The sequence below is a fragment of the Mycobacteriales bacterium genome (assembly GCA_035550055.1).
GTDB lineage: Bacteria > Actinomycetota > Actinomycetes > JAFAQI01 > JAFAQI01 > DASZTV01.
Genome location: DASZRO010000080.1, coordinates 40,594 through 63,570, shown reverse-complemented (window position 1 = coordinate 63,570; position 22,977 = coordinate 40,594). Strand labels below are relative to the sequence as shown.

Annotated in this window: 24 protein-coding genes, 1 tRNA gene, 1 other RNA gene and 1 pseudogene; 14 read left to right on the top strand and 13 right to left on the bottom strand. The window is 70.3% G+C overall.

The features are described 5' to 3' along the window. Positions 1-35 precede the first annotated feature (35 nt). Positions 36-2,513, bottom strand: a complete 2,478-nt coding sequence (locus VG899_11930) for a S53 family peptidase (protein ID HWA67063.1) — start codon at positions 2,511-2,513, stop codon at positions 36-38. Between the two features lie 44 nt (positions 2,514-2,557). Here VG899_11930 and VG899_11925 point away from each other — a divergent pair. Further along, positions 2,558-2,631, top strand: a tRNA-Val gene (locus VG899_11925). 155 nt (positions 2,632-2,786) lie between these two features. On the opposite strand, the gene VG899_11920 is transcribed toward VG899_11925, so the two are convergent. Together VG899_11920 and VG899_11915 are read right to left on the bottom strand one after the other, a co-directional pair. Continuing rightward, positions 2,787-3,269 carry a hypothetical protein gene (locus VG899_11920; GenBank protein HWA67062.1) on the bottom strand — a complete coding sequence of 161 codons (483 nt, stop codon included), beginning with the start codon at positions 3,267-3,269 and terminating at the stop codon, positions 2,787-2,789. A 112-nt stretch (positions 3,270-3,381) separates the two neighbouring features. Next, positions 3,382-4,044 (bottom strand): hypothetical protein, encoded by a 663-nt coding sequence (locus VG899_11915; GenBank protein HWA67061.1) that lies wholly within the window; start codon positions 4,042-4,044, stop codon positions 3,382-3,384. A 95-nt stretch (positions 4,045-4,139) separates the two neighbouring features. Here VG899_11915 and VG899_11910 point away from each other — a divergent pair, with 95 nt between their 5' ends. Next, a complete protein-coding gene (locus VG899_11910; protein HWA67060.1) occupies positions 4,140-4,883 on the top strand; it encodes a beta-phosphoglucomutase family hydrolase in 744 nt (247 codons plus the stop codon). Next, on the top strand, positions 4,880-7,240 hold the full coding sequence (locus tag VG899_11905) for a glycosyl hydrolase family 65 protein (protein HWA67059.1): 2,361 nt from the start codon (positions 4,880-4,882) through the stop codon (positions 7,238-7,240). The genes VG899_11910 and VG899_11905 overlap by 4 nt, the downstream gene beginning before the upstream one ends. A gap of 30 nt (positions 7,241-7,270) precedes the next feature. Here the strand turns inward: VG899_11905 and VG899_11900 are convergent, their stop codons facing one another. Further along, positions 7,271-7,840 (bottom strand): histidine phosphatase family protein, encoded by a 570-nt coding sequence (locus VG899_11900; protein ID HWA67058.1) that lies wholly within the window; start codon positions 7,838-7,840, stop codon positions 7,271-7,273. A gap of 23 nt (positions 7,841-7,863) precedes the next feature. On the opposite strand from VG899_11900, the gene VG899_11895 reads away from it, so the two are divergent. From VG899_11895 to VG899_11880, 4 genes are read left to right on the top strand one after another with little or no spacing between them, the layout of a single operon-like run. Continuing rightward, positions 7,864-8,994, top strand: a complete 1,131-nt coding sequence (locus tag VG899_11895) for a Nif3-like dinuclear metal center hexameric protein (GenBank protein HWA67057.1) — start codon at positions 7,864-7,866, stop codon at positions 8,992-8,994. Between the two features lie 6 nt (positions 8,995-9,000). Beyond that, entirely contained in the window at positions 9,001-9,744 is a 744-nt protein-coding gene (locus tag VG899_11890) for a C4-type zinc ribbon domain-containing protein (protein HWA67056.1), read from the top strand. Then, a complete protein-coding gene (locus tag VG899_11885) occupies positions 9,741-10,895 on the top strand; it encodes a bifunctional RNase H/acid phosphatase (GenBank protein HWA67055.1) in 1,155 nt (384 codons plus the stop codon). The genes VG899_11890 and VG899_11885 overlap by 4 nt, the downstream gene beginning before the upstream one ends. Positions 10,896-10,906: 11 nt before the next feature. Continuing rightward, positions 10,907-11,242 carry a hypothetical protein gene (locus VG899_11880; GenBank protein HWA67054.1) on the top strand — a complete coding sequence of 112 codons (336 nt, stop codon included), beginning with the start codon at positions 10,907-10,909 and terminating at the stop codon, positions 11,240-11,242. On the opposite strand, the gene VG899_11875 is transcribed toward VG899_11880, so the two are convergent. After that, a complete protein-coding gene (locus VG899_11875; GenBank protein HWA67053.1) occupies positions 11,153-11,866 on the bottom strand; it encodes a helix-turn-helix transcriptional regulator in 714 nt (237 codons plus the stop codon). The two genes, VG899_11880 and VG899_11875, sit on opposite strands and share 90 nt — an antisense overlap. 65 nt (positions 11,867-11,931) lie before the next feature. Here VG899_11875 and VG899_11870 point away from each other — a divergent pair, with 65 nt between their 5' ends. Then, positions 11,932-13,068: an MFS transporter gene (locus VG899_11870; protein ID HWA67052.1), complete on the top strand. Its 1,137-nt coding sequence runs from the start codon at positions 11,932-11,934 to the stop codon at positions 13,066-13,068. On the opposite strand, the gene VG899_11865 is transcribed toward VG899_11870, so the two are convergent. Next, entirely contained in the window at positions 13,058-13,945 is an 888-nt protein-coding gene (locus tag VG899_11865) for a crotonase/enoyl-CoA hydratase family protein (GenBank protein ID HWA67051.1), read from the bottom strand. The two genes, VG899_11870 and VG899_11865, sit on opposite strands and share 11 nt — an antisense overlap. Then, entirely contained in the window at positions 13,945-14,427 is a 483-nt protein-coding gene (locus VG899_11860; GenBank protein ID HWA67050.1) for a peroxiredoxin, read from the bottom strand. Before VG899_11860 ends, VG899_11865 begins: the two co-directional genes overlap by 1 nt. 68 nt (positions 14,428-14,495) lie before the next feature. On the opposite strand from VG899_11860, the gene rnpB reads away from it, so the two are divergent. The 3 genes from rnpB (at position 14,496) to VG899_11845 (ending at position 16,923) form a co-directional block, all read left to right on the top strand. Continuing rightward, positions 14,496-14,868, top strand: an RNA gene (rnpB, locus tag VG899_11855) — RNase P RNA component class A. A 43-nt stretch (positions 14,869-14,911) separates the two neighbouring features. Continuing rightward, positions 14,912-15,100 (top strand): hypothetical protein, encoded by a 189-nt coding sequence (locus VG899_11850; protein ID HWA67049.1) that lies wholly within the window; start codon positions 14,912-14,914, stop codon positions 15,098-15,100. 47 nt (positions 15,101-15,147) lie between these two features. Then, positions 15,148-16,923: an EAL domain-containing protein gene (locus tag VG899_11845; protein ID HWA67048.1), complete on the top strand. Its 1,776-nt coding sequence runs from the start codon at positions 15,148-15,150 to the stop codon at positions 16,921-16,923. A 1-nt stretch (position 16,924) separates the two neighbouring features. On the opposite strand, the gene VG899_11840 is transcribed toward VG899_11845, so the two are convergent. Continuing rightward, positions 16,925-17,614: an SOS response-associated peptidase gene (locus VG899_11840; GenBank protein ID HWA67047.1), complete on the bottom strand. Its 690-nt coding sequence runs from the start codon at positions 17,612-17,614 to the stop codon at positions 16,925-16,927. Between the two features lie 109 nt (positions 17,615-17,723). Here VG899_11840 and VG899_11835 point away from each other — a divergent pair, with 109 nt between their 5' ends. Beyond that, entirely contained in the window at positions 17,724-18,053 is a 330-nt protein-coding gene (locus VG899_11835; GenBank protein ID HWA67046.1) for a hypothetical protein, read from the top strand. A 66-nt stretch (positions 18,054-18,119) separates the two neighbouring features. Here the strand turns inward: VG899_11835 and VG899_11830 are convergent, their stop codons facing one another. After that, on the bottom strand, positions 18,120-18,446 hold the full coding sequence (locus VG899_11830) for a plasmid stabilization protein (GenBank protein HWA67045.1): 327 nt from the start codon (positions 18,444-18,446) through the stop codon (positions 18,120-18,122). A 153-nt stretch (positions 18,447-18,599) separates the two neighbouring features. Between VG899_11830 and VG899_11825 the strand changes: the two genes are divergently transcribed. After that, positions 18,600-19,601 (top strand): Ku protein, encoded by a 1,002-nt coding sequence (locus tag VG899_11825; GenBank protein HWA67044.1) that lies wholly within the window; start codon positions 18,600-18,602, stop codon positions 19,599-19,601. Here VG899_11825 and ligD (VG899_11820) read toward each other — a convergent pair. Further along, positions 19,598-20,524: a non-homologous end-joining DNA ligase gene (ligD, locus tag VG899_11820; GenBank protein ID HWA67043.1), complete on the bottom strand. Its 927-nt coding sequence runs from the start codon at positions 20,522-20,524 to the stop codon at positions 19,598-19,600. The two genes, VG899_11825 and ligD (VG899_11820), sit on opposite strands and share 4 nt — an antisense overlap. Positions 20,525-20,526: 2 nt before the next feature. Next, positions 20,527-21,519: a non-homologous end-joining DNA ligase gene (ligD, locus tag VG899_11815; GenBank protein ID HWA67042.1), complete on the bottom strand. Its 993-nt coding sequence runs from the start codon at positions 21,517-21,519 to the stop codon at positions 20,527-20,529. A gap of 64 nt (positions 21,520-21,583) precedes the next feature. Here ligD (VG899_11815) and VG899_11810 point away from each other — a divergent pair, with 64 nt between their 5' ends. Then, positions 21,584-21,847, top strand: a complete 264-nt coding sequence (locus tag VG899_11810; protein ID HWA67041.1) for a hypothetical protein — start codon at positions 21,584-21,586, stop codon at positions 21,845-21,847. 53 nt (positions 21,848-21,900) lie between these two features. On the opposite strand, the pseudogene VG899_11805 reads toward VG899_11810, so the two are convergent. Together VG899_11805 and VG899_11800 are read right to left on the bottom strand one after the other, a co-directional pair. Beyond that, positions 21,901-22,347, bottom strand: a pseudogene (locus tag VG899_11805) (MgtC/SapB family protein). A 16-nt stretch (positions 22,348-22,363) separates the two neighbouring features. Then, a complete protein-coding gene (locus VG899_11800) occupies positions 22,364-22,894 on the bottom strand; it encodes a hemerythrin domain-containing protein (protein ID HWA67040.1) in 531 nt (176 codons plus the stop codon). Between the last annotated feature and the right edge of the window lie 83 nt (positions 22,895-22,977).

Below are 22,977 nucleotides of genomic sequence, written 5' to 3'. Positions count from 1 at the left end.
CGCGACCTGCATAGGTCTCGGCGAGATGGCCTGCGTCAGCAGGCCTTGGCCGGCCTCGCGCCGAGCGAGTAGTCGAGGCTCGGGCCCGCGGCGTCGGTGAACGCCAGGAACGGCAGCGCGCTGTTCATGTCGGTGTACGCCATCGGTTCCTGGATGCGGGTGCCGGGCTTCGGGTCGTGCATCGCGCTCAGCGGGATGTCCATGGTGATGGTGCCGTCGTGGCCCGGGTGGAACGCGCCGAGGATCGTGTCGCCCTTGAGGGGCACCGGCGTACCGGTCTTGTGACTGATCTTCCCGCCGCTGTAGGTCACGGCCGCGCCGGTCTCGTAGTGCGCAGTGGCGAAGTACGTCGTACCGTGCACGACGACGTCGAAGGTCCAGTCCTCGCCACCGGGCAGCACCGTCGTCGGCTGGATCGCGTCGAGCGGCAGCTTGGTGCTCAGGTCGGAGATGGTCATCACGGTTCGCAGGTACTTGCCGCCGCGGGCAAGGGAGAGTGCGCCCTTGACGATGTCGAGCTGGGGCTGCGGGCTGAGGTGGCCGGGATAGCCGACGAGGTTCTCGTCGACCGCATTGCCGGCCGGCGAAGTGAACACGGTCGAACAGTGCGCGAGCGGCTGCAGCGGCGCCGCCGGAGTGTCGTCATGCGACGTCGGCGCGAGCTTGCCGTCGACGGCTTTGATCAGCCCGGTCATGTCGGGTGAGCCCCAGCCGGTGACGAGGTCGTAGCCGGGGGTGGCGAGGTAGAGCCCGTTCGTGCCGAGGGTCACGTCGTGGAACGCCTGGTGGTAGGCCGGGCTCTGCCCGATCCGGTAGAGGATCGGGTCGGCCGAGCCGTTTCCCTTGTGCGGGTTGGCCGCTGCGGCCTGCACCCGGGTCCAGGCACCCATCCACAGCGGCGACGCGAGGGAGGTGCCGCCGGTCGTCAGCAGCTTGCCGTCGACGAAGACGTCGAAGCCGAGGGCGAGAGCGTCCCCGAACTGGGCGGAGACGTCGGGTACGCCGCGGCACTTCGTCCCCGGCGGGTAGAGCTGCCCGTCGTACCCGATCACGCAGGGCAGGGTCAGCACCTTGCTCTGCCAGGGGGGCGCGCTGTTGAACAGCGACGAGCCGCCGCCGCCGTACGGGCTGGCCAGCTCGAGCTTGCGGCTGGGCGGCGTGTTGCCGTCGCTGTAGAGCAGCGTCCCGCCGACGGAGACGACGTACTTGCTGACGGTGGGGTAGCTCTGGATCGGGACGACCTGGTTGAGCACGCCGTTGCCGCCGCCGATCCCCGACACCGCGAGGATCGGGCAGGAGCTGCCGGTGTCGCCCGAGGAGTTGAACAGCGTGCGGCCTTCGGCCAGGATGCGCGGCATCAGGGTGTTCTCGATCGCCGGCTCGAGGTTGTCGCCGAGCCCTTCGGCCACGGGCAGCGCGAGGCTGGTGAGAACCGGGTTGCCGAACGCGACGTTGAGCGGGTCGGTCTCGCACTCGCCGAAGCTGGCGCTGGCCTGCAGCGGCGCGCTCGGGTCGTTGATCCACTGGGCGAACTCGGTGGCGACGTCGGCGTCGGACAGCGTCCTGGCGAAGTAGAGGTCGAGCTCGGAGACGTCCGGGGACATCGCGGTCGAGGACTGGGTGTCGAGGTCCCACTCGTCCTGGCCGTCGTTGCTGGTGTACGGGCCGAGGCCGGTGTGGATCACCTTCACGTTGACGCGCGGCAGGTGGTTGTAGGCCTCGAACCGGCGCAGGTCGCCGATCACCGGGGCGGTCTGGCCTTCACCGAAGATCGCCATCGACTGCCCCTGGCCCTGGTTGGCGGCCGGCCCGTCGTAGAGGCGCGCGATGTCGGCGGCGTCGTAGCCCTCTTCGCACGGGAACTTGATGCCCTCGAAGCACCCGGTGGCGGACGGCGAGGTGTGCTTCGTGACCCGCGGGGCCACCGGCGAGAAGTGCTGCAGCGAGTTCAGCCCCATGAGGCTCGCGACGTCGAGGTCGGCGGGCACTTTCGGGGCGCTGGTGTTCGCCATGAAGTGCAGCCCCTTGTCGGCGTACGTCGCCAGTTGGGTGCCGAGCAGCTTCTCGACCTGGCCGACGGTGCCGTCCGCTTCGACGAAGTCGTTGCTCGGCGCGGCGTACCCGATCCTCAGACCTCCGCTGGTCAGCCAGTCGCGAAGCTCCGCCCCGGTCGAGGCCGGCAGCCCGAACGCCTTGTCGAGCTGCGCCGGGGTGCGGAAGTGCCGGTACTGCGCGCTTGCCGGGTCGTTGACGGCGTACGCCAGGCGCTGCAGGGCCGCGTCGTGCGGGTTGTCGAGCATCACCCCGAGGTGGAGCACCGTCGCGCTGGCGGGATGGCCGGTCGGCGTGAGCTTGGCCAGCCCCGGCAGGACGTCCCACGTCAGCGACTTCAGCAGCGAGGTGACGCCGCCAGCCGGTGCGCTCGTGGATCGAGCGGCGGCCGCGCCGGCGGTCCCGCCACCGAGTGCGACCACGGCCGCGACGAGCAAGGTCAAGAGCTGGGGGCGCCTCATGGGAATGAGGTTCGGCCGCGGGCGGCTCGTATCCTTCATCGATCGGTCCTATAGCTCAGTTGGCTAGAGCACCTCGCTTACAACGAGGGGGTCGCAGGTTCGAGTCCTGCTGGGACCACCGCTGCCGGGACCACCGCGCGCCGGTTCGAAGTAGCACACAACGCGCCTGCGGAACCGGACAAGGCACCGCAAACCCGCCCACGGTGAAGGGCGTTGTGTGCTACTTCGAACGAAGGGGCTGGGGTACGGGTACGGCGGGGCCGCCGCGGCCGGTCAGCCTGCGCTGAGCAGGAACGACGTGGTGCCGTTGCTCGAGGCGGCGAGGTCGTCACCGAGGTAGTGCGCGACCACGGTGTAGACGCCGTCCACGGCGGTGCCGGCCAGCGAGATCGTGGTGCTGGCGGTGCACGCCGAGAGGATGACCAGGCAGTGGCTGAGCTGCACCCGCGGGGTGTCGATGCCGACCGAGGAGCCCGGCGGGTAGACCGTCCAGTACACCGAGCTGCTCGGCGTGAGCAGCAGGCCGACGCCGGTCTTGGTGATGATCGGCAGCGGGGCGAGCAGCGCGACCTGGGCGCCCAGCGGGACGGCGACGGACGGACCGTTGGCGACGATGCCGGGTGCGCTCACGGTTGTGGTCGTCGGCAGGAACCCGACAGCCGAAGCCGGAGTGGGTGCGGCCACCCCGACCGCTACGACGCTTGTGAGCCCGACCAAACCTGTGCCGAGGCGAAGTGCCAGCCGTCGTGTGTTCACGCTCTCGCTCCTTAGGTCGTCGTCCCAAGAAGGCGACTTCCCGGACGTTGCGGACAATCCTAGGGAGAAAGTGCAAATCGGGCTATTCGCCACGCACGAGGCGGCTCGTCGTTCAGCGCGGCGGCCTCGGCTGGCCCAGCTCGGCGTCGGGGTGCGGCTGGCCCAGCAGGTAGGAGCCCCAGCGGCCGGGAGCGATGTAGGTCCGCGCGACGCGGGGTACCGGCACGTGACGGCCGTCCATCGTGTCGAGGAGGCGGTCGCGAAGCGCGTCGAGCCGGAACAGCATCCGGTTGTGCAGGTGCGGATGCGGCCGGGTCGGAGCGTGGGCCAGTGCCTCGCCGTACTCCTTGGCCAGGCTGTCGGCCTCCGCGGGGTCGAGCGCATCGGCGAGCCGCGCGACCAGCCGCTGCTGGACCCGGCTGTGTTCGTTCACCAGCTCGAGCAGGCGGTCGGTGAGCCGCTGACCGCTCAGGTTGGACGCGAGGACGTCGCCGGTGTGCATCCGTTCGGCGACCCGCAGCGTGTGCACCAGCCGTGCGACGACCTCGCGGTCCTCGGCGAGCAGCGCCGCACCGTCCGGGAGCCGGCGCCTGGCGATCGGGTAGATGGACTGTTCGAAGGCGGCGACGTGCGCCGACAACCAGGCGACGACGTCGAGTCGGCTGGCCCCCTTGTCGTTGAGCAGGGCGAGCGAGGTCTCGTGGGCACGACCGAGCACGGTCTTCAGGTCGCCGGTGAGCTGGGTCGAAGTCGGGTGGTCCTCTGCTGTCGGCATGGATACCTCCGTCACTGGAAGTTCCCCGTACGTGATCTTTCACGCACCCCCTGCGCCCCGGGTTCACCGTTTCAGCGTCGTGATGGGATCGGCACGTGCTGGGACTGCCCGACGGTGTGACGGCCTGCCTGTTCGACCTCGACGGGGTGCTGACCGACACGGCAGCCCTGCACTTCGCGGCGTGGAAGGACGCCTTCGACGCGTTCCTGGCCGGACTCACCGCGACCGGTGCGGTGCCGCAGTCGCCGTTCACCCGTGAGGACTACCTCGCCTACGTCGACGGCAAGCCGAGGCCGGACGGCGTCCGCGACTTCCTGGCCAGCCGCGGCATCGTGCTGCCCGAGGGCGAGCCAGACGACCCGCCCGGCGTGGCGAGCGTTCACGGCGTCGGCAACGGCAAGAACGCGGACGTGCTGGCGCGGATCCGGGCAGGAGGCGTCGAGGTGTTCGACGGCACCAAGCCCTACCTGGCGGCGGCCCAGGCGGCCGGCCTGCGCCGCGCGTTGGTTTCCTCGAGCGCCAATGCTGCCGATGTACTACGGGTGACCGGGCTGGACGTGTACATCGAGCTGCGGGTCGACGGCGTGACGATTCGCGAGGAGCGGCTTGCCGGCAAACCGGCGCCGGATACCTTTCTCAGAGCCGCTGCGCTGCTCGGAGTCGAGCCGGCGCAAGCGGCGGTCTTCGAGGATGCGATCGCCGGCGTACAAGCCGGGCGGGCGGGGCATTTCGGAGCCGTCATCGGGATCGACCGGGTGGGGCAGGCGCACGCATTGCGTGAGAACGGGGCGAGCAAAGTGGTGAGCGACCTGTCCGAGCTCCTGGACGACTCGTCGTGATCGAGCAGTCCGCCTATCCGGTCGAGCCGTGGGCGGTCCGGGAGACCGACCTGCGGCTGGACCTGCTGGCCCAGTCCGAGTCGGTGTTCGCGCTGTCCAACGGGCACATCGGCATGCGCGGCAACCTCGACGAAGGTGAGCCGCACGGCATCCCCGGCACCTATCTCAACTCCTTCTACGAGCAGCGCCCGCTGCCGTACGCCGAGGCCGGCTACGGCTATCCCGAATCCGGCCAGACCGTGGTCAACGTCACCGACGGCAAGCTGATCCGGGTCCTGGTCAACGACGAGCCGCTCGACGTCCGCTACGGCGAGCTGCACCAGCACGAACGCGTTCTGGACTTCCGCGCCGGGACGTTGACCCGTCGCCTCGACTGGGTCTCGCCTGCCGGGCAACGGGTGCGCGTGCGCTCCCGCCGGATGGTGTCGTTCGTCCAACGCGCGGTGGCGGCGATCGAGTTCATCGTCGAGCCGGTCGACGAGGCGATCCGGTTCGTCATCCAGTCCGAGCTGGTCGCCAACGAGGAGCTACCGCGGATGAAGTCCGACCCGCGGGTGTCGGCGATCCTCGACCGGCCGCTGGTGGGCATCGAGAACTTCCGCCACGAAAAGGGCGGGATCCTGATGCATCACACCCGCGCCAGCCAGCTGCAGATGGCTGCCGGGATGGACCACCTCATCGACTACGACGGGCGCTACGACCTCGACGTCGACACCCGCGAGGACTGGGCGCGCACCACGGTGGTCGCCCACCTTCACCCCGGTGAGCGGCTGCGCCTGGTGAAGCTGATCGCCTACGGCTGGTCGAGCCAGCGGTCCCGGCCGTCGCTGCGCGACCAGGTGGCCGCCGCGCTGTCGAGCGCGCGGTACTCCGGCTGGGAAGGGCTGCTCGCCGAGCAGCGGGTGTACCTCGACGAGTTCTGGGAGTCGGCCGACGTCGAGATCGAAGGCGACCACGAGATCCAGCAGGCCGTCCGGTTCGGGCTGTTCCACGTGCTGCAGGCAGGCGCGCGCGCCGAGCGGCGCGGGATCCCGGCGAAGGGGCTGACCGGGCCCGGGTACGACGGGCACACCTTCTGGGACACCGACGGCTTCGTGCTTCCGGTGCTGACCTACACCCAGCCCAAGGCGGCCGCCGACGTCATCCGGTGGCGGCACTCCACGATCGATCTCGCCCGCGAGCACGCCGTCCGGCTCGGGTTGAAGGGCGCCGCCTTCCCGTGGCGGACCATCCGGGGCCAGGAGTGCTCCGGATACTGGCCGGCGGGCACCGCCGCGTTCCACGTCAACGCCGACATCGCCGACGCGGTGGAGCGCTACCGGACCGCCACGGGCGACGAGTCGGTGGAGCGCTCGGGCGGCCTCGAGATCCTCGTCGAGACCTCGCGGATGTGGCTCTCGCTCGGTCATCACGACGCCGAGGGCGCGTGGCACGTCGACGGCGTCACCGGTCCCGACGAGTACAGCGCGATCGCCGACGACAACGTGTTCACCAACCTCATGGCCGCGCGCAACCTCACCGCGGCCGCCGAAGGGTGCCGCCGGCATCCGGACTTGGCGCGCGAGTACGGCGTGACGGACGAGGAGGCGGCGAGCTGGCGGGACGCGGCGAACAACGTCTACATCCCGTACGACGAGAAGCTCCAGGTGCATCCGCAGTCGGAGGGCTACACCCGGCACGAGACGTGGGACTTCGAGGCGTACAAGGACCGCTATCCGCTGTTGCTGTCGGCGCCGTACTTCGACATGTACCGCAAGCAGGTCGTGAAGCAGGCCGACCTCGTGCTCGCGCTGCACTGGTGCGGCGACCGGTTCTCACCTGAGGACAAGGCCCGCAACGTCGACTACTACGAGCGGCGAACCGTCCGCGACTCGTCGTTGTCGGCGTGCACCCAGGCGGTGATGGCGGCCGAGGTCGGTCATCTCGAGCTGGCGCACAACTACGCCTACGAAGCGGCGATGATCGACCTTCGCGACCTGCACCGCAACAGCCGTGACGGGCTGCACATGGCGTCACTGGCGGGGGCGTGGAGCTCGCTGGTCGCCGGCTTCGGTGGTTTCCGGGATTTCGGCGGCCGGCTCACCTTCGACCCTGCGTTGCCGGAGGGGATCTCGAAGCTCGTGTTCCGGATCCGCTGGCGCGGCGTACGGCTTCGGGTCGAGGTCGACCACCGGGAGGTCACGTACGCCGTGCACGACGGCGACGACGGCGAGATCGCGCTCAGCCACGCCGGCGAGGAGGTGCTCGTGACCGCGGACAAGCCGGTCACCCGGCCGTTGAAGCCGCGGGTCGCCCTCCTGCCGCCGCCGACGCAGCCGGTCGGCCGGGAGCCGGCGCAGCGTCACCCGCACGCCTGAGCGTCGCGTCCGCAGCAACGCACGCGGGCGTCAGGTGAGGTCCCAGCTCGCGATCACCGGGGTCTCGCGCTCCCAGCCGAGCGTGCTCACCGACGCCGTCGCCAGTGCGAGATGTGCACCGGCCGGCGCCGGCAGGCCGACCCATCGCGCCGCCAGCACACGCAGCAGATGGCCGTGGGAGAACACGATCGTGTCGCCGTCGGTACGCCGCGCCGACGCGATGACCCGGTCGGCGCGCGCCGCGACCTGATCGGCCGCTTCGCCGCCCGGGCAGCCGTCGGCGAACACCGTCCACCCGGGCCGGGTCTTGCGGATCTCCTCGGTGGTGACGCCTTCGTACTCGCCGTAGTCCCACTCGCGCAGGTCGTCGTCGACGATCGCTCGATCGCCGAAGCCCGCCAGCTCGCAGGTGTCGCGCGCCCGCGACATCGGGCTGGTCAGCACCGCCGCGAACGAGTGTCCGGCGAGGACGGCGGCGAGCTGCGTCGCGGCTTGCCGGCCGCGCTCGGTGAGCGGAACGTCGGTGCTGCCGGTGTGGCGCCCTGACGCACTCCACTCCGTCTCGCCGTGGCGCACCAGCCAGAGCTGTGAGTCGGTCACGCCCGCCAACGTATGTTGACGGCATGCGCCTCGCGGAGATCATCGCCGCACTCGAGGGCCGCTACGACCCAGCGTGGGCGGAGTCGTGGGACGCCGTCGGCCTGGTGTGCGGCGACCCGGACGCCGACGTCACGCGGATCCATTTCGCGGTCGACCCGGTCGAGGCGGTTGCGGAGGAGGCGGTCGCTGCGGGCGCGCAGCTGCTGGTCACCCATCACCCGCTCTACCTCGGCGGCACGACGTCGGTCGCGGCGACGACGTCGAAGGGCCGGGTCGTGCACCGGCTGATCGGCGCGGGCTGCGCGCTCTACGTGGCGCACACCAACGCCGATGTCGCCAACCCGGGAGTCAACGACGCGCTGGCCGCGACGCTCGGCCTGCGAGACGTCGGCGTGCTCTCGCCTGCGGCCAGCGGTGCGGTCGACAAGATCGTCACCTTCGTGCCGGTCGACGACGCCGACCGGATGCTCGACGCGCTGTCGGCGGCGGGCGCGGGCTCGATCGGCAACTACAGCCGGTGCGGATACCTCGGTACGGGCACCGGCACCTTTACGCCCGGCCCCGGGACGTCACCCACCATCGGCAGCCCCGGCGTCGCGGAACGAGTGGCGGAGACGCGGGTGGAGACGGTCGCGCCGCGACGGCTGCGCCGCCAGGTGCTCGCCGCGCTGGTCGCCGCTCACCCGTACGAGGAGCCGGCGTACGACGTGGTCGAGCTCGCCGATGTCCCGACCGGGATCGGGCTCGGCCGGATCGGGACGCTGGCGGCAGCCACGACACTCGCCGAGTTCACCGAGGAGGTCGCGCGGGCGCTGCCGGCGACGAGCTGGGGGGTCCGCGGCGCGGGGGATCCTGGCCGCCCGGTCCGCACGGTCGCCGTGTGCGGCGGCTCCGGCGGGGGACTGGCCGCCCTGGCCGCCGGCCTGGGGGCCGACGTGCTCGTCACCTCCGACCTCAAGCACCACTCGACCTCGGAGAGCATCGCCGACCTCGACGTCGCCCTGATCGACGCTGCGCACTGGGCGACGGAGGCGCCGTGGCTCGACCAGGCCGCGGCGCTGCTCGCGACGGACCTCACGATCCCCGGCACTACGGTTGAGACTTCGGTGTCGCGGATCGTCACCGACCCATGGACCACCCACTCGCACTGCTGAGGTGACGTGAACGCCGCTCCCGAGGACCAGCTGAAGCTGCTCGACGTACAGGAGCTGGACTCCACGCTGGACCGGCTCGAGCATCGGCGCGCGACGCTGCCCGAGCACGACGAGATCGCCAGTCTCGAGGCGCGGCGTACCGCCGTGTCGGACGACGTCGTACGTGCCGAGACCGAGGACAGCGACCTGGGTCGCGAGCAGGCGAAGGTCGATGTCGACGTCGAGCAGGTCCGCAGCCGGATGAGCCGTGACCAGCAGCGGCTCGACAGCGGACAGGTCAGCTCACCCAAGGAGCTGGAGAACCTGCAGTCGGAGATCGAGTCGCTGCATCGTCGCCAGACCGAGCTCGAAGACGCCGAGCTCGAGGTCATGGAGCAACGCGAGACGGTGCAGGCTCGCCTGGCCGGGCTGCGCGGCGAGCTCGCCACGATCGAGCAAGGACTGGCCGACGCTTCCTCGCGTCGCGACGCGGCGCTCGCGGAGATCGCCGCTGAGGTGGAGAAGACGACGGCGCATCGCGGCGAGACCGCGGCCGGTGTGCCGGGCGATTTGCTGGAGCTCTACACCAAGCTGCGGCAGTCCTCCGGCGGGGTCGGCGCCGCCGCGCTGCGCCGAGGTCAGTGCGAAGGCTGCCACCTCCAGCTCAACACGACCGACATCAACCGGATCCGCGACGCGGAGCCCGACGAGGTGCTGCGCTGCGAGGAGTGCCGGCGGATCCTGGTCCGCACGGCCGACTCGGGCCTGTGACCCGGGTCATCGTCGAAGCCGACGGCGGCTCGCGCGGGAACCCCGGTCCGGCGGGATACGGCGCGCTCGTTCGCGACGCCGACACCGGCGAGATCCTGCGCGAGGTTGCCGGCGGGATCGGTGTCGCGAGCAACAACGTGGCGGAGTACCGCGGCCTGATCGCGGGGCTGCGCGAGGCGGTCGCGCTCGGCGCGACCGAGGTCGAGGTCCGCATGGACTCCAAGCTCGTCGTGATGCAGATGAGCAACGCGTGGAAGGTCAAGCATCCCGACATGATCGAGCTGGCGAAGGAGGCCGCCGGCGTACTCCGCCAGATCCCGAGCGCCCGCTTCACCCACATCAGGCGCGAGCTGAACTTCGAAGCGGACCGGCTGGCGAACGAGGCGATGGACGACCAGGCGGCGGGGCGCGCGTGGTCGCCGCGCTCGGAGGCGCTCGTCGCGGCACAGGCTGGCGCCGCTCCCGCGTCGGCGACCAAGCCGCGAAACACCCTTTACGGCTGGAGCGCCGCGGTTGGGCCGACCACGATGGCGACCCTGCTGCGCCACGGCGAGACGCCGCTGTCGATCGAGAAGCGGTTCAGTGGGCGGGGTGACGCTGCGTTGACCGACCGCGGTACGGCGCAGGCGCGGGCGGCGGCTCACCGGCTGTCCGGGCTCGGCCTCGACGTCATCGTCGCCTCGCCGCTGCGGCGTACCCGGCAGACCGCCGAGATTGTGGCGTCGGCGGTCGGTGCCGACGTGGTCGTCGAGGACGGCTTCGCCGAGACCGACTTCGGCGACTGGGAAGGCGCGACGTTCGGCGAGATCAACAAGCGCTCGCCCGAACAGCTGCGGGCCTGGCTCGATGACCCGAACCTCGCGCCGCCCGGCGGCGAGAGCATGGCCGCGACCGCGAAGCGCGTGGCGGCGGCTCGAGAGCGGACCGTCGCGAGCTATCCGGACGCAAAGGTCTTGGTGGTCACCCACGTGACGCCGATCAAGGTGCTGCTGCGGGACGCTCTCGACGCGCCGCTGCACACGGTGTTCCGGATCCACATCGACCCGGCGTCGGTGTCGGTGATCGACTGGCGCCCGACGGGGGCGTCGGTGGTGCGGCTGGTCAACGACATCAGCCACCTCGGTGGAGTAGCCACCCCGTTCCCGGGTTAGAGAGACCTGTTGTGGTCTCGTTCCTGCTCTCGGTGACGTTCGCCTGCGGAGTCATCATCGCGATCTCGCACGTCATCAACCGGCCCTTCGTCGCCCCGGTCTATGACGTGGTGGCGAACCTCACCGCGTTCAGCTGCGCGATCGCGGCGTCGCTGCTCCTGGGGCACTGGATCCCCGCCGCGCTGAGTTGCGTCGCCGTCGTCTGCTGGCTCGTGCTGGCGCACCGCACCTTCTCGTCGCTGCGCAACCGGCGGAACTCAGCCGAAGGCCGTGACGTCCACGCCGAAGTGGTCGCGAAGGCCCCGGCTGCCGGCGTCGGTGATCTGCATCGCCCGGTTCGACGGTGAGCGGCGCAGCCAGCCGAGATCGACCAGCCGGGCCAGGATCGCGCGACCGTGCGCGCCGCCCACGTGGTGACGTTGCTCGGTCCAGTCGACGCATCCGCGCATGTGGTCGCTCGCCGGTAGCTCGACGGCGAGCCCCGCGAAGGCGCGGCGACCCGAGACGGTCAGGGTGAGCCCGTCGTCGTCCGGCACGGCGTAGCCGCAAGCGACGAGCCGGTCGGCCAGTGCGACGCCGACCTTGCCGGCGAGATGGTCGTAGCAGCGCCGGGCCCGGCGTACGGCGTGCGCCTTGGTGCCTTCCCGCAGGGAGCGCACCGGAGCGGGCGGCGCGAGGCGGGCCAGCGTCTCGATCGCCTCGGCGACGGCCGGCCCGGCGATGCGGTAGTAGCGGTAGCGGCCACGGATTTCGCAGCTCAGCCACCCGGCGTCGATCAGCTTCGACAGGTGGCTGCTGATAGTCGACGCCGACACTCCCGCCTCGCCGGCGAGCATGGAGGCGCACAGCGACCGGCCGTCACCGAGGGCGAGCAGGACCCGCGCGCGGGAGGCGTCGGCGAGCAGCGCGCCGACCGCGGACAGGTCGATGTCGCCGGGGATCGGCGTGGGTTCGGCGGCGAGGGCGGACACGTGTCGACGCTATGCCCGCCTCGCTTCGACGGTGGTCGAAGCGAGGTGCGGGTAGGCCTGGACAGATGGCCTTTCTGAGACGTTGGCGCGGCTACCTGTTGGTGCTCGGCGCCTCCGTCACCTGTTACGCCGCACTCGGAGCGGTCCTGCGCGCGGTGCCGACGTACGTCGAGACCGGGCTCGGCGGCGGCGCCGTCGCGGTGGGGCTTGCGGTGGGAGCACCCTCGATCACCGGTGCGGTGCTGCGCCCGCTCGGCGGCCGATGGTCGGATCGGCTCGGTGCGCGGCCGATGGTCGTCGCCGGAGCCGTTGCCATGGCCGTCGGCGTCCTCCCGGCGTGGCGGGTCTCGCTGTGGGCGCTGGTCGTCAGCCGGCTCGTCGTCGGTGCCGGTGAAGCCGTGATGATGAGCGCGACTGTGCTGTGGCTGTTGCGCATCGCCGGTGAGGTCCATCAGGGTCGCACCCTCGGCCACATCGGCCTGGCGAACTACGCCGGGCTGACCGTCGGGCCGCTGCTGGTCGAGCTGATTGGCATTCACCACACCGGCCGGCTCTGGGTCACGGCGATGGCGCTGCCGCTGCTCGGCGCTGCTGCGGCGATGACAGCCACCAACGCGCCGGAGCCGACCACTGCGCGGCACGAGCAGGTGTCGATCGCGAAGATGGTGCGGCGTACCGGCAGGCCCGGCGTCGGCCTGCTCCTCGTGAACATCGGCTACGTCGCGGTGCTGTCCTTCGGCGCGGCCGTTGTCGCCAGTCACGGACTGCGGACGGCCGCGCTGATCGTGCCGGTCTTCGCTTCCGGTGTGATCGTCAGCCGGGTTGCTCTCGGCTCGCTTCCGGACCGGCTGGGGGCCGCGCGGGTGCTCGCGGTCGCGGCGATCGTCGAGGCCGCGGGGCTGGCGTTGTTCGCGGTCGCCACGTCGTCGTCGCTCAGCGTCGGGGCCCTGGTCGTGCTCTCCGTGGGGCAGGGTCTTGCCGTCCCCTCACTCGGGGTGCTCGCCGTCGCGAACGTACCGGCGAAGGAGCGAGGCGCGGCGTCGGGTGCGTTCTTCGCGTGGTTCGACGCCGGTGTCGGGCTCGGCGGCCCGGCGGTGGGCCTGGTCGCCCGGCTGTCATCGCCGCAGAGCGCGCTCATCGTCGCCGCGGTTGCGGTCGCCGCTGTCGTACCGGTCGTGAGATCGCCGGCGGTTATGGGGTGATGACGTGGTTCGGGTCTGGCTTCTCGGTGCCCGGCGCCTGGCTGTAGTCGCCGAAGAGCTCGTCGCGCTGACGGGTAGCGGCCGCGACGCCGTCGCGCTCGGCGGTGTCGATGAACGCCGCGGCGTCCGGGGTGTTGCGCATCAGCCCGTCGAGGATCGGACCGAGGGTCTGCGTGGCCGACAGGCCCATTTGCTCGTAGGCGTGGTTCACGACGAGCTTCATCGCAGCCAGCTGTGAGGACGGGATCGAAGCGAGCTGCGCGGCGGTCTCGGCGACGGTTCGCTCCAGCTCGGCGAACGGCACCGAGCGGTTGATCAGCCCGACCTGCGCGGCCTCGACGCCGGACAGCGGTTTGCCGGTCAGGGCGTACTCCTTAGCCTTGGCCAGCCCCAGCCGGTAGACCCACATCGCGGACAGGTAGCAGCCCCACATGCGCGAGTACGGCGTCCCGATCCGGGCGTCGTCGGAGGCGATCACGATGTCGGCGCACAGCGCGGTGTCGCTGCCACCGCCGACACACCACCCGTGCACCTGCGCGATCACCGGCTTGGGGGAGCGCCACATCGACATGAAGCGCTGCGTCGGCCCGTACGCGCCGGCGAGCTGGAAATCCTTGCCCGGATCCCACTTGCCGTCGGTCGTGATGCGGTCGTCCCAGTGGTGGAACCCGTCGCCGAAGTCGTACCCCGCGCAGAAGGAGCGTCCCGCGCCGCGTACGACGATGACCTTCACGGCCGCGTCGGCCACGGCGTCGGCCACCGCGGCTTCGAACTCCTCCGGCATCGGTGGGACGATCGTGTTGAGCCGTTCCGGCCGGTTCAGCGTGATCGTGGCGACCCGGTCGGCCACGCCGTACAGCAAGGTCTCGAAGGACATCAGACCTTCGTGAGGATGTTCTCGCAGCTGCTGACGTCGACGCCCGGCGCCGGCTCGACCTCGAGCTCGGTGACGGTGCCGTCTTCGATGACCGCGGCGTAGCGCTGCGAACGGGTGCCGAGCCCCGCGACCGCGAGGTCGGCCTCGAGGCCCATCGCCTTGGTGAACTCGCCGTTGCCGTCGGCCAGCATCAGGATGCTGTCGCCGACGCCCTGCGACTCGCCCCAGGCATCCATCACCCAGGCGTCGTTGATCGAGATGCACGCGATCGTGTCGATGCCCTTGGCCTTCAGCTCGTCGCCGTGCTGCACGTAGCCGGGGAGGTGGATCTTCGAGCAGCCGGGGGTGAACGCGCCGGGCACCGCGAAGAGCACGACCTTGCCGCTACCGAGCACGTCGCCCGTGCGCACCTCTTCCGGCTTGCCGTCGCGCATCACCTTGACGGCGACGTCCGGGATCTTGCTTCCGACCTCGATTGCCACGGGGGCTTCCCTTCTACGCCGTGAGCCTTTCGTCTCGTCATTGCATATCAGTACGCTTTGGCCGCGGACGAGTCGGTCGGACGGTCGCGTCGGCACTTCGGTGCCGCCGAGGAAGGTCCGGGCTCCGAAGGGCAGGGTGGTCGGTAACACCGACCCGGGGCGACCCGCGGGAAAGTGCCACAGAGAACAGACCGCCGTACGGCTTCGGCCGCACGGCAAGGGTGAAACGGTGGAGTAAGAGCCCACCAGCGACCGAGGTGACTCGGCCGGCTCGGCAAACCCCACCCGGAGCAAGGTCAGACAGGAAGCGCTCGAGGGCGGCCCGCCCGAGCTTCCGGGTAGACCGCTAGAGGTCGTCGGCAACGGCGATCCGAGATAGATGACCGTCGGCTCGGGGTTCGCTCCGAGTCACAGAACCCGGCCTACAGACCGACTCGTCCGCCCTCCCTCGCGCAGCCGTTGGGTGTGCCTCTATTTTCTTCGCATGCCTTTGCCGTTCAGCTCCGAGAACTTCGCCTTCCACCTCGACCGTGCTCGCACCCAGGTCAACGTCGCGTCGAGCCAGCAGGGTCCTGACAAGGCGAACAGTCTGGCCTCGGCGCAGGTGCACGCCACGATCGCCCTCGCGCTCGCGACATGGCTGACCGCCCCGAACGAACCCCGTTCGCGGTAGCGCCAACTTTTGGCCCCCGCCGACGGCAAATAGGAGACACTTCTGGCGTGCGTGGTGCATCGGTGCCGGGTGACGAGGACGGCGTCGCGCCGGACCTCGCGCCGACGCACGAGATGTTCATCGAGCTGCTCACCCGCGTCGGCTGCCACATCTACAGCGGTGAGGTCCTGCCCGACGGCGGGTACAAGGAGATCTACACCGGGCCGGGGATCGAGAACTTCCTCGGCGGCAACCCGGGCCACGACGCCGACCTGAGCGCGGCGTGGGCCCGCGCAGTGCATCCGGACGACCGCGACGCCTACCTCGACGCGGCGATGCTCGACGGGTCGGGGGTGATGCAGGTCGAGTACCGGATGATCGGGCTCGACGGCGCAACCCGCTGGGTGCAAGACCAGATGTGGCTGCGCGAGCAGACCGCGGACGGTCGGCGGATCATCGACGGCGTCGTCACCGACATCACCAGCCGAAAGCAGGCCGAGCTCGGGATGCGCCGACTCGCGCACACCGACCCGCTGACCGGGCTCGCCAACCGGCTCTCGCTCGCGGAGCGCATCGAGCTCGGGGTCGAGGCGCTCGAGACCAGCTCGGCGGGCATCGCGTTGCTCATGCTCGATCTCGACGGCTTCAAGGCGGTCAACGACACCTACGGGCACGCCATCGGCGACGAGCTGCTGATGATGGTCGCCAGGCGACTGCGGGCCTCGTTGCGGCCCAGCGACCTCGTCGCGCGGCTCGGTGGCGACGAGTTCGCGGTCCTGCTCGAGCGCGTCGACCACCATCAGGCGCTCGCCGCCGCGCAACGGCTGCTCATCGCGGTCAACGCGCCGTTCGCGTTCTCCCGCGGCACGATCTCCCTCGGCGCGAGCATCGGCCTGATGCACGCCGCGGATGCCCGCGGGGCACTCGACTTGATGCGTGACGCCGACGTCGCGATGTATCGCGCGAAGGCCGACGGCAAGAACCGCATCGTCAGCTTCGAACCGGCGATGCAGGCTCGGGTCGCCCGTCGGCTCCGGCTCGAGACCGAGCTGCGTCGCAGCGTCGACAACGGCGACTTCGCGCTGCACTACCAGCCACTGGTCGACCTCGACACCCTCGAGGTGGTCGGGGCGGAGGCGTTGCTGCGCTGGCGCCATCCCGACCGCGGACTGCTGCTGCCGACCGCGTTCGTCGACATCGCCGAGGACACCGGCTTGATCCTGCCGCTCGGGCGTTGGGTGCTCGAGCAGGCGGCACGCGACGCCGCCGTGTGGCAGCAGGCGCTCGACCGGCCGTTCTCGGTCTCCGCCAACCTCTCGCCCAGCCAGCTGCACGACCCGGACCTGGTCGCCATCGTCGTGGCGATCCTGCAGGACGCCGACCTGCCGCCGGACTCGCTGATCGTCGAGATCACCGAGAACCTGTTGCTCAAGGACGCCGAGCTCGCTCGGTCGCGGCTCGCAGCGTTGCGCTCGGTCGGCGTACGCGTCGCCGTTGACGACTTCGGCACCGGCTACTCCTCGTTCGCCTACCTCGACCGCTATCCGGTCGACATCCTCAAGATCGACCGCAGCTTCGTCGGCTCTCTCGGTGGCCGGCCGCGTGCCGCGGTCCTGGTCCGCTCGATCCTCGAGCTGGCCAGCGCGTTCGACCTGGAGACGGTCGCCGAAGGCATCGAGTCCACCGAGCAGCTGCGTACGCTGCGGGCGCTCGGCTGCCGGTTCGGGCAGGGCTTCCGCTTCGCCGTGCCGCGGCCCGCCGAGCAGATCACCGCGATGCTCGAGTCCGATTCGCTCGCGGGCATGCGCGACGACCCGCCCGCTGCAGTCGCGAAGCCGGCCTGAGCTAGGCGCGCTCGATCGGTTCGACGAGCTCCGGGCCGTTGTTGCGGACCGAGTTCACCAGCGGCGCGACCTCGTAGGTGTGCAGCCGTGGCGGTGGGATCGCCGCGACCAGCTCACGAACCTGGGCGAGGTCGGTCATCGTCGGATCCAGCCACGCGTCGCGGAGGTCGGCAGGGACGACGACGGGGGAGCGGTCGTGGATGTGCCCGACCTCGTCGGTGGCGGTGCAGGTGAGGATCGAGTACGTCCACAGCCACTGTTGTCGGCTCTCGTCCACGGGTCGCAGCTCGTAGAGGCCGGCGAACGCCAGCGGGCCGTCGCCGTACAGGTAGATCGGGTGCTTGCCGTCGTCGGCGACCATCCACTCGTAGTAGCCGTCGGCGGGTACCAGGCAACGGCGCCGGGAGGCGGCCGCTTTGAACGCCGGCTTCGTCGTGACGGTCTCCGAGCGAGCGTTGATCAGCTTCGCGCCCAGCTTGGGATCCTTCGCCCACGACGGCACCAGGCCCCAGGTCAGTGTCCGCAGCTGACGGTCCGGCTGGTCGGTCACGATGCGTTCGAGGACGACCCGTGAGGAGTCGGTCGGGGCGACGTTCCAGGAGGGCTCCGGGGGGTCGTCGACGACGGAGGCGACCTGGAAGTCGCGCAGCAGGTCACCGTCACGCCGGGTGCTCGCGTAGCGACCGCACATGCAGACCGTTCTACCGGCCGATTCCGACGCCGCTCTGGTCAACTCGACGCCGATTGCGTACCGTGTTCACGCAGATCACACGCGTAACACCAACATCAGGAGTTCTGACATGGCGCGTACCCCGGCGAAGAAGACCGCGGCACGTCCCGCGGCCCGGCCCGCCTCGTCGGCGTCCGCTGGCGTCACTGATCTCGCGGGCGGCCTCAAGGCGCTGCTCGGAGCAGTGGAGGGCGAGGTCAAGGCGGTGACCACGCTCAGCGGCCAGATCGACGACCTGGTGACGAAGCTCAACGCGGCTCGCGAGGAGCAGGCCGAGCGACTCGCCGCCCTCAACGCCCTCAAGGGCGCAGCGCAGGACGGCGGCCTGTCCTCGTTCCTCGACAAGCTGATCCGCCCGCGGATGCCGCGGGTGCCAGAGACGCGCGCCCCGCGCGGCTGAATGGGCTCAGCCGCGCGCTCCGCGCGGCTGAATGGGCACAGCCGCACGCCCCGCGCGGCTAATGGGTCAGCGGCCGACGGCCTTCTCGAGCTGGGCCTTGGACATCGTCGAGCGGCCCTTGATCCGCTTGCGCTGCGCCTCGGCGTAGAGCTGGTCCTTGGTGCGACCGCCGGGTCCGGAGTGCGACCGCAGCCCGCCGCGCCGGCCTGACGAGATGTCCTCGGTCGAGGTACGGCTGGCCTGCTTCGCCTCGCCGGCCCGCGCCCGCTCCTTGTTGACCGTGCGCGCCGCGATCTCCTCGGCGGTGTCCTCGCTGCGGCCGCGCTCCTGCAGTCCCGCCTTGATGTGCTGGTACTGACGCTCGCGCTTTTTCGTCCAGAACCGCAGCGGCATGGCCGGTCTCCTCCTCGAAGCTGGTCGGAACCGGCCTACCCGTCCGATTTCGGGCTATTCGCAGCGCTCAGCCTCCGGTACGAACCCGCCGATACGGGAATGAGGAAGTGAGACGCCCGCCACCTGATGCGGCGGCTGAGCAGGGAGTGGAAGATGCCACGCGCACTGTGGTCGGGAGTGCTGGCCTTCGGGCTGGTCAACGTGCCGGTGGGGCTGTTCAGCGCCACCAGCGAGAAGGCCGTCCGCTTCCATCAGCTGAACAAGGCCACCGGCAACCGGGTGCGCTACCGCAAGGTCGATGAGGCGACCGGCGAGGAAGTCCCCACCTCGGAGATCGTCAGCGGCTACGACACCGGCGATGACGAGTACGTCGTGGTCGAGCGCGACGAGCTCGCCTCGGTCGCTCCGGGCCGCTCCGAGCTGATGGAGATCAGCGACTTCGTCGACCTGGCCGACATCGACCCGACGTTCTACCGGTCGACCTACTACCTCGCGCCGCGCGGCAAAGGTGCCGACCGGGCGTACGCACTGCTGCGGCGGGCGATGCAGGACACCGGCCAGGCCGCGATCGCAACGATGGTGATGCGCGACCGCGAGCACCTCGTCGTGATCCGCCCGTCCGGTGACGCGCTCGTCCTGGAGTCGCTCTACTTCGCCGACGAGATCCGCGACCCGGAGGAGGTTGTCGGGGAGCTGCCGCATGACGACTCCTTCGCCGAGCGCGAGCTCACGATCGCCCGTCAGCTGATCGAGTCGCTCAGCGTCGACTGGGAGCCGGAGCGCTATCACGACACCTACCGCGAGCGGGTCCAGTCACTGATCGAGTCCAAGCGTGAAGGCCGCAAGATCGTGACGGCCAAGAAGGCGCCGAAGACCAACGTCATCGACCTGATGGCGGCTCTCGAGCAGTCGATCGCCGAGCGTGGCGGCCGCGGCGGCGGGAAGAAGGCCGCCGCGTCGAAGTCGGAGTCCTCCGACGAGGTCGAAGCGCCGGCGCAGACCGCCGGCTCGGCAGATCTCGACGGGATGTCGAAGGCCGAGCTGCTCAAGCAGGCCGCGAAGCTCGACATCAAAGGCCGCTCCTCGATGACCAAGGACGAGCTCGCCGCCGCCGTTGCCGCAGCCCCCAAGCCGCGACGCTCGAAGGCGTCCTAGCGCTTCTTCGCGCGCGGCCGCTTCGGCAGCAGCGGCGCGAACAGGTCACCGTGCTCGTCAACGCGCCGGAGCACGTCGGGTGCGAGGAACCGCAGCAACGTCGCGTCCCGCTTCGCGGCGCACCGCTCCACTTCGTCCCAGGTGACGGGCGTGGATGCCGTCGGGTACGCCGTGGCGCGCAGCGAGTACACCGCAACCGTCGTCTTGGCGGGATGGTTCTGGCTCCAGTCGATGAGCACCCGGCCCTCACGAAGCTTCTTGTCCTGGGAGACGACCACCTGGTCGGGATGGTCTTGTTCGAGCGCCTTGGCGATGCCCAGCACCTCGTCGCGGATGTCGTCCCAGGACGCGCCGGCGCGTGGCGCGTAGACCTGCAGGCCCTTGGAGCCGCTGGTCTTGGCGACCGCCGACTTGCTGTTGCGCAGCCGGTCGCGGACGAGCAGTGCGATGCGACAGCACTCGACGATGTTCGTGCCGGGCCCAGGATCGAAGTCGAACACCAGATGATCCGGCGGTGTCGGCGGCTCGGCGTCACCGTCGCGGTGCCACAGCGGGACGTGCAGCTCGATCGCGGCGAGGTTCGCCGCCCACACCAGGCTGGGACGGTCGCCGAGCAGCGGATAGTCGATGAAGTCGCGGCCCTGGCGACCCGACCGCGACGCAACGCGCATCGAGCGCACCCAGTCCGGGGCGTGCGACGGCCGCTGCTTTTCGAAGAACGTCTCGCCGCTGACGCCGTCCGGGTAGCGGCGCAGCGTCACCGGGCGCGCGGCCAGATGCGGGATCATCACCTCGGCGATGCGCGCGTAGTAGTCGAGCACGGCGGCCTTCGTGAAGTCCGCCTCGGGGTAGAGCACCTTGTCGAGGTTGGACAGCATCAGCTCGCGGTCGTCGATCTGGACCGCGGTCTTCTTACTCGCCACGCCTACTCCCGGCGGACATCGGCTGGATCCTTGTCGGGGCGCACCCCGCGCCAGCTGGGGTGACGCAGCCGACCTTCTCGCGTCCATTCTCCGAAGCGCACCTCGCCGACGATCTGCGGGGCCACCCACCGCGCGTTCGCCCGGTCCTTCGCGTCGATCGGTCCGGTGAAGGGCGACTCGTCGCGGAGCAACTCCTGCAGTCTGGTGAGCAGCGCTGCCCGTGCTCGGTCGTTGAACCCGGTGCCGACCTTGCCGACGTAGACCAACCCGTCCGGTGACGGCACGCCGAGCAGCAGCGCGCCGAACGTCCCGCGCAGGTGGCCCTGCCCGGGCAGCCAGCCGCCGACGACGACCTCCTGGTCGCGCATCGCCTTGACCTTGATCCAGTCGGTGCTGCGACTGCCCGGCTGGTAGCGGGAGGCGCGCCGCTTCGCGACGACTCCTTCCAGGCCTCGGCTGCTGGCGGCGGCGAACACGTCGGCGCCGGCGACGTCGCGGTAGGAGGCGCCGGTCGTCACCCCGTCCCCGTCGAGGCCGAGAGACTCGAGAGCCGAACGCCGCTCGTCGTAGGTCAGGTCGAGCAGCGACGACCCGTCCAGGTGGAGCACGTCGAAGACGATGTAGGTGGCGGGCACCTCGTTCGCCCGCCGCGCGATCATCGACGCGCTGGTCAGGTTGAGACGCGCCTGCAACAAACCGAAGCGCGGGACGCCGGCGTCGTCGAGCGCGACGAGCTCGCCGTCGAGGGCTGCCGGCCGCTTGCGCAACACAGTGGTGAGCACCTCGAGCTCGGGAAACATCCGGGACAGGTCCTGGCTGTTGCGACTGCTGGCCGCGAGCGCACCCGCTCCGTCCAGCCGGGTGACCGCTCGGATGCCGTCCCACTTCGGTTCGAACGCCCACGCCGAGTCGGTGGCCGGGAGCTCGCCGGGAGAGGCAAGCATCGGCGCCACCACCGGGGGCATCCCGGCCTTCGTTGCGCGCGCGGCGGCCATCACGGGACCCTAGACGTTTTCGGGGCGTGGGGCCGGGCATTGATCACTTATGCCAGGTACCACGATGCCTCGAAGCGCGTCGGCGAACTGGGAAACGTTGCGGAACAAGCTTTCGAAGGCCTTTCCGGAGTTCAGCGCCGAGGACGTGCTGACCGAGATCGTCCATGCCCATGATGCGGTCGAGTACGTCGGCACGCCCGACGAGGACCAGTACGAGCTCGTCGAGTTCATGGCCCGCTACGGCCTGCTGGTCCGCGCCGGCCGCATCACTCCGAGCGACCGGCTCGATCCCGAGTGCCACGCCAGCCCGCGTCGGCACCGCGACTGAACCGCGGCTCACTCCTCGTCGTCGGGACCGCGTTCCCGGCTGAGCCGGTGGATCAACGGCGTGTAGCCGTACACGATCACGAAGTGAGTGGCAGTGCCGAGCACCGCCAGCAGCCACAGGCCGGCGCCGGCGGCTGCGCCGACGGCAGCGGTCAGCCAGATCGCAGCGGCCGTGGTCAGCCCGCGTACCGAGTCACGCTGGACGAAGATCAGCCCGGCGCCGATGAAACCGATGCCGCTGACGATCTGGGCGGCGACCCGCGAAGGGTCGACCACGACCTGGTTGGGGACCAGGACATCGGCGAAGCCGTACTTCGACACGAGGGTGAACAGCGCCGCTCCGACGCCGACGATGGTGTGGGTACGCAGGCCGGCCGGTTTGCGTTTCAGCTCCCGCTCGAGCCCGATCAGGCTGGCCAGCAGGAAGGCGAGGCCGAGCTCCCCGACCTGCTTCCAGCCTTGACCGGATCGGGCGACCGCAGCGGCCGCGAGCGTCGTCATGCGACGACGGCTTCAGCTACGACGCCAGTGCGTCGCGGATTCGGTCGGCGATGGAGGCGAACGGGCCGAGCAGCGCGTTGGTCGCCGTCGTCTTCGCGGCGGGATGAGGGTGGGTCGGGGCGGCGGCCTCGGCCTGCTGGATACGCTGCCCCATCTTGTCGAGGCTCTCCCCGTCCACGTGGTCGCGAAGGGCGCGGAACTCGAGCTGCTCCTCGTGCTGCGCGTGCTCCTCGACCGCAGCCCGGAACTCAGCGAAGGTCTTGGCGAAGGCCGGATCCGTGACGTCGAGCTTCTCGAGCTCGGCGAGCACCGACTTGCCCTCGTTCTCCTCCGCCATCCGGGCGTCGGCGACTTGCTCGCCGCCGGGGAACGCGCGGCGGGTCACCGGGCGGATGACGATCTCCTCTGCCGTCTCGTGCACCGCGATCAGCTCGCGCAGCTGGTCGAACGCCCGCTTGCGGACCTGCTCGGTCTCTGCCTCGCCGACCAGGCTCATCAACGAGCGGATGTGCTGGTGCTGGTCCTCGAGCAACTCGATGGCATTCATCGGCTCAGTCATAGGAGAGCCCTCCTCGGATCGACGCGCGCACAGGCGCCTACCGCACGACGCTGCCCGAGCGAGGTGGCACT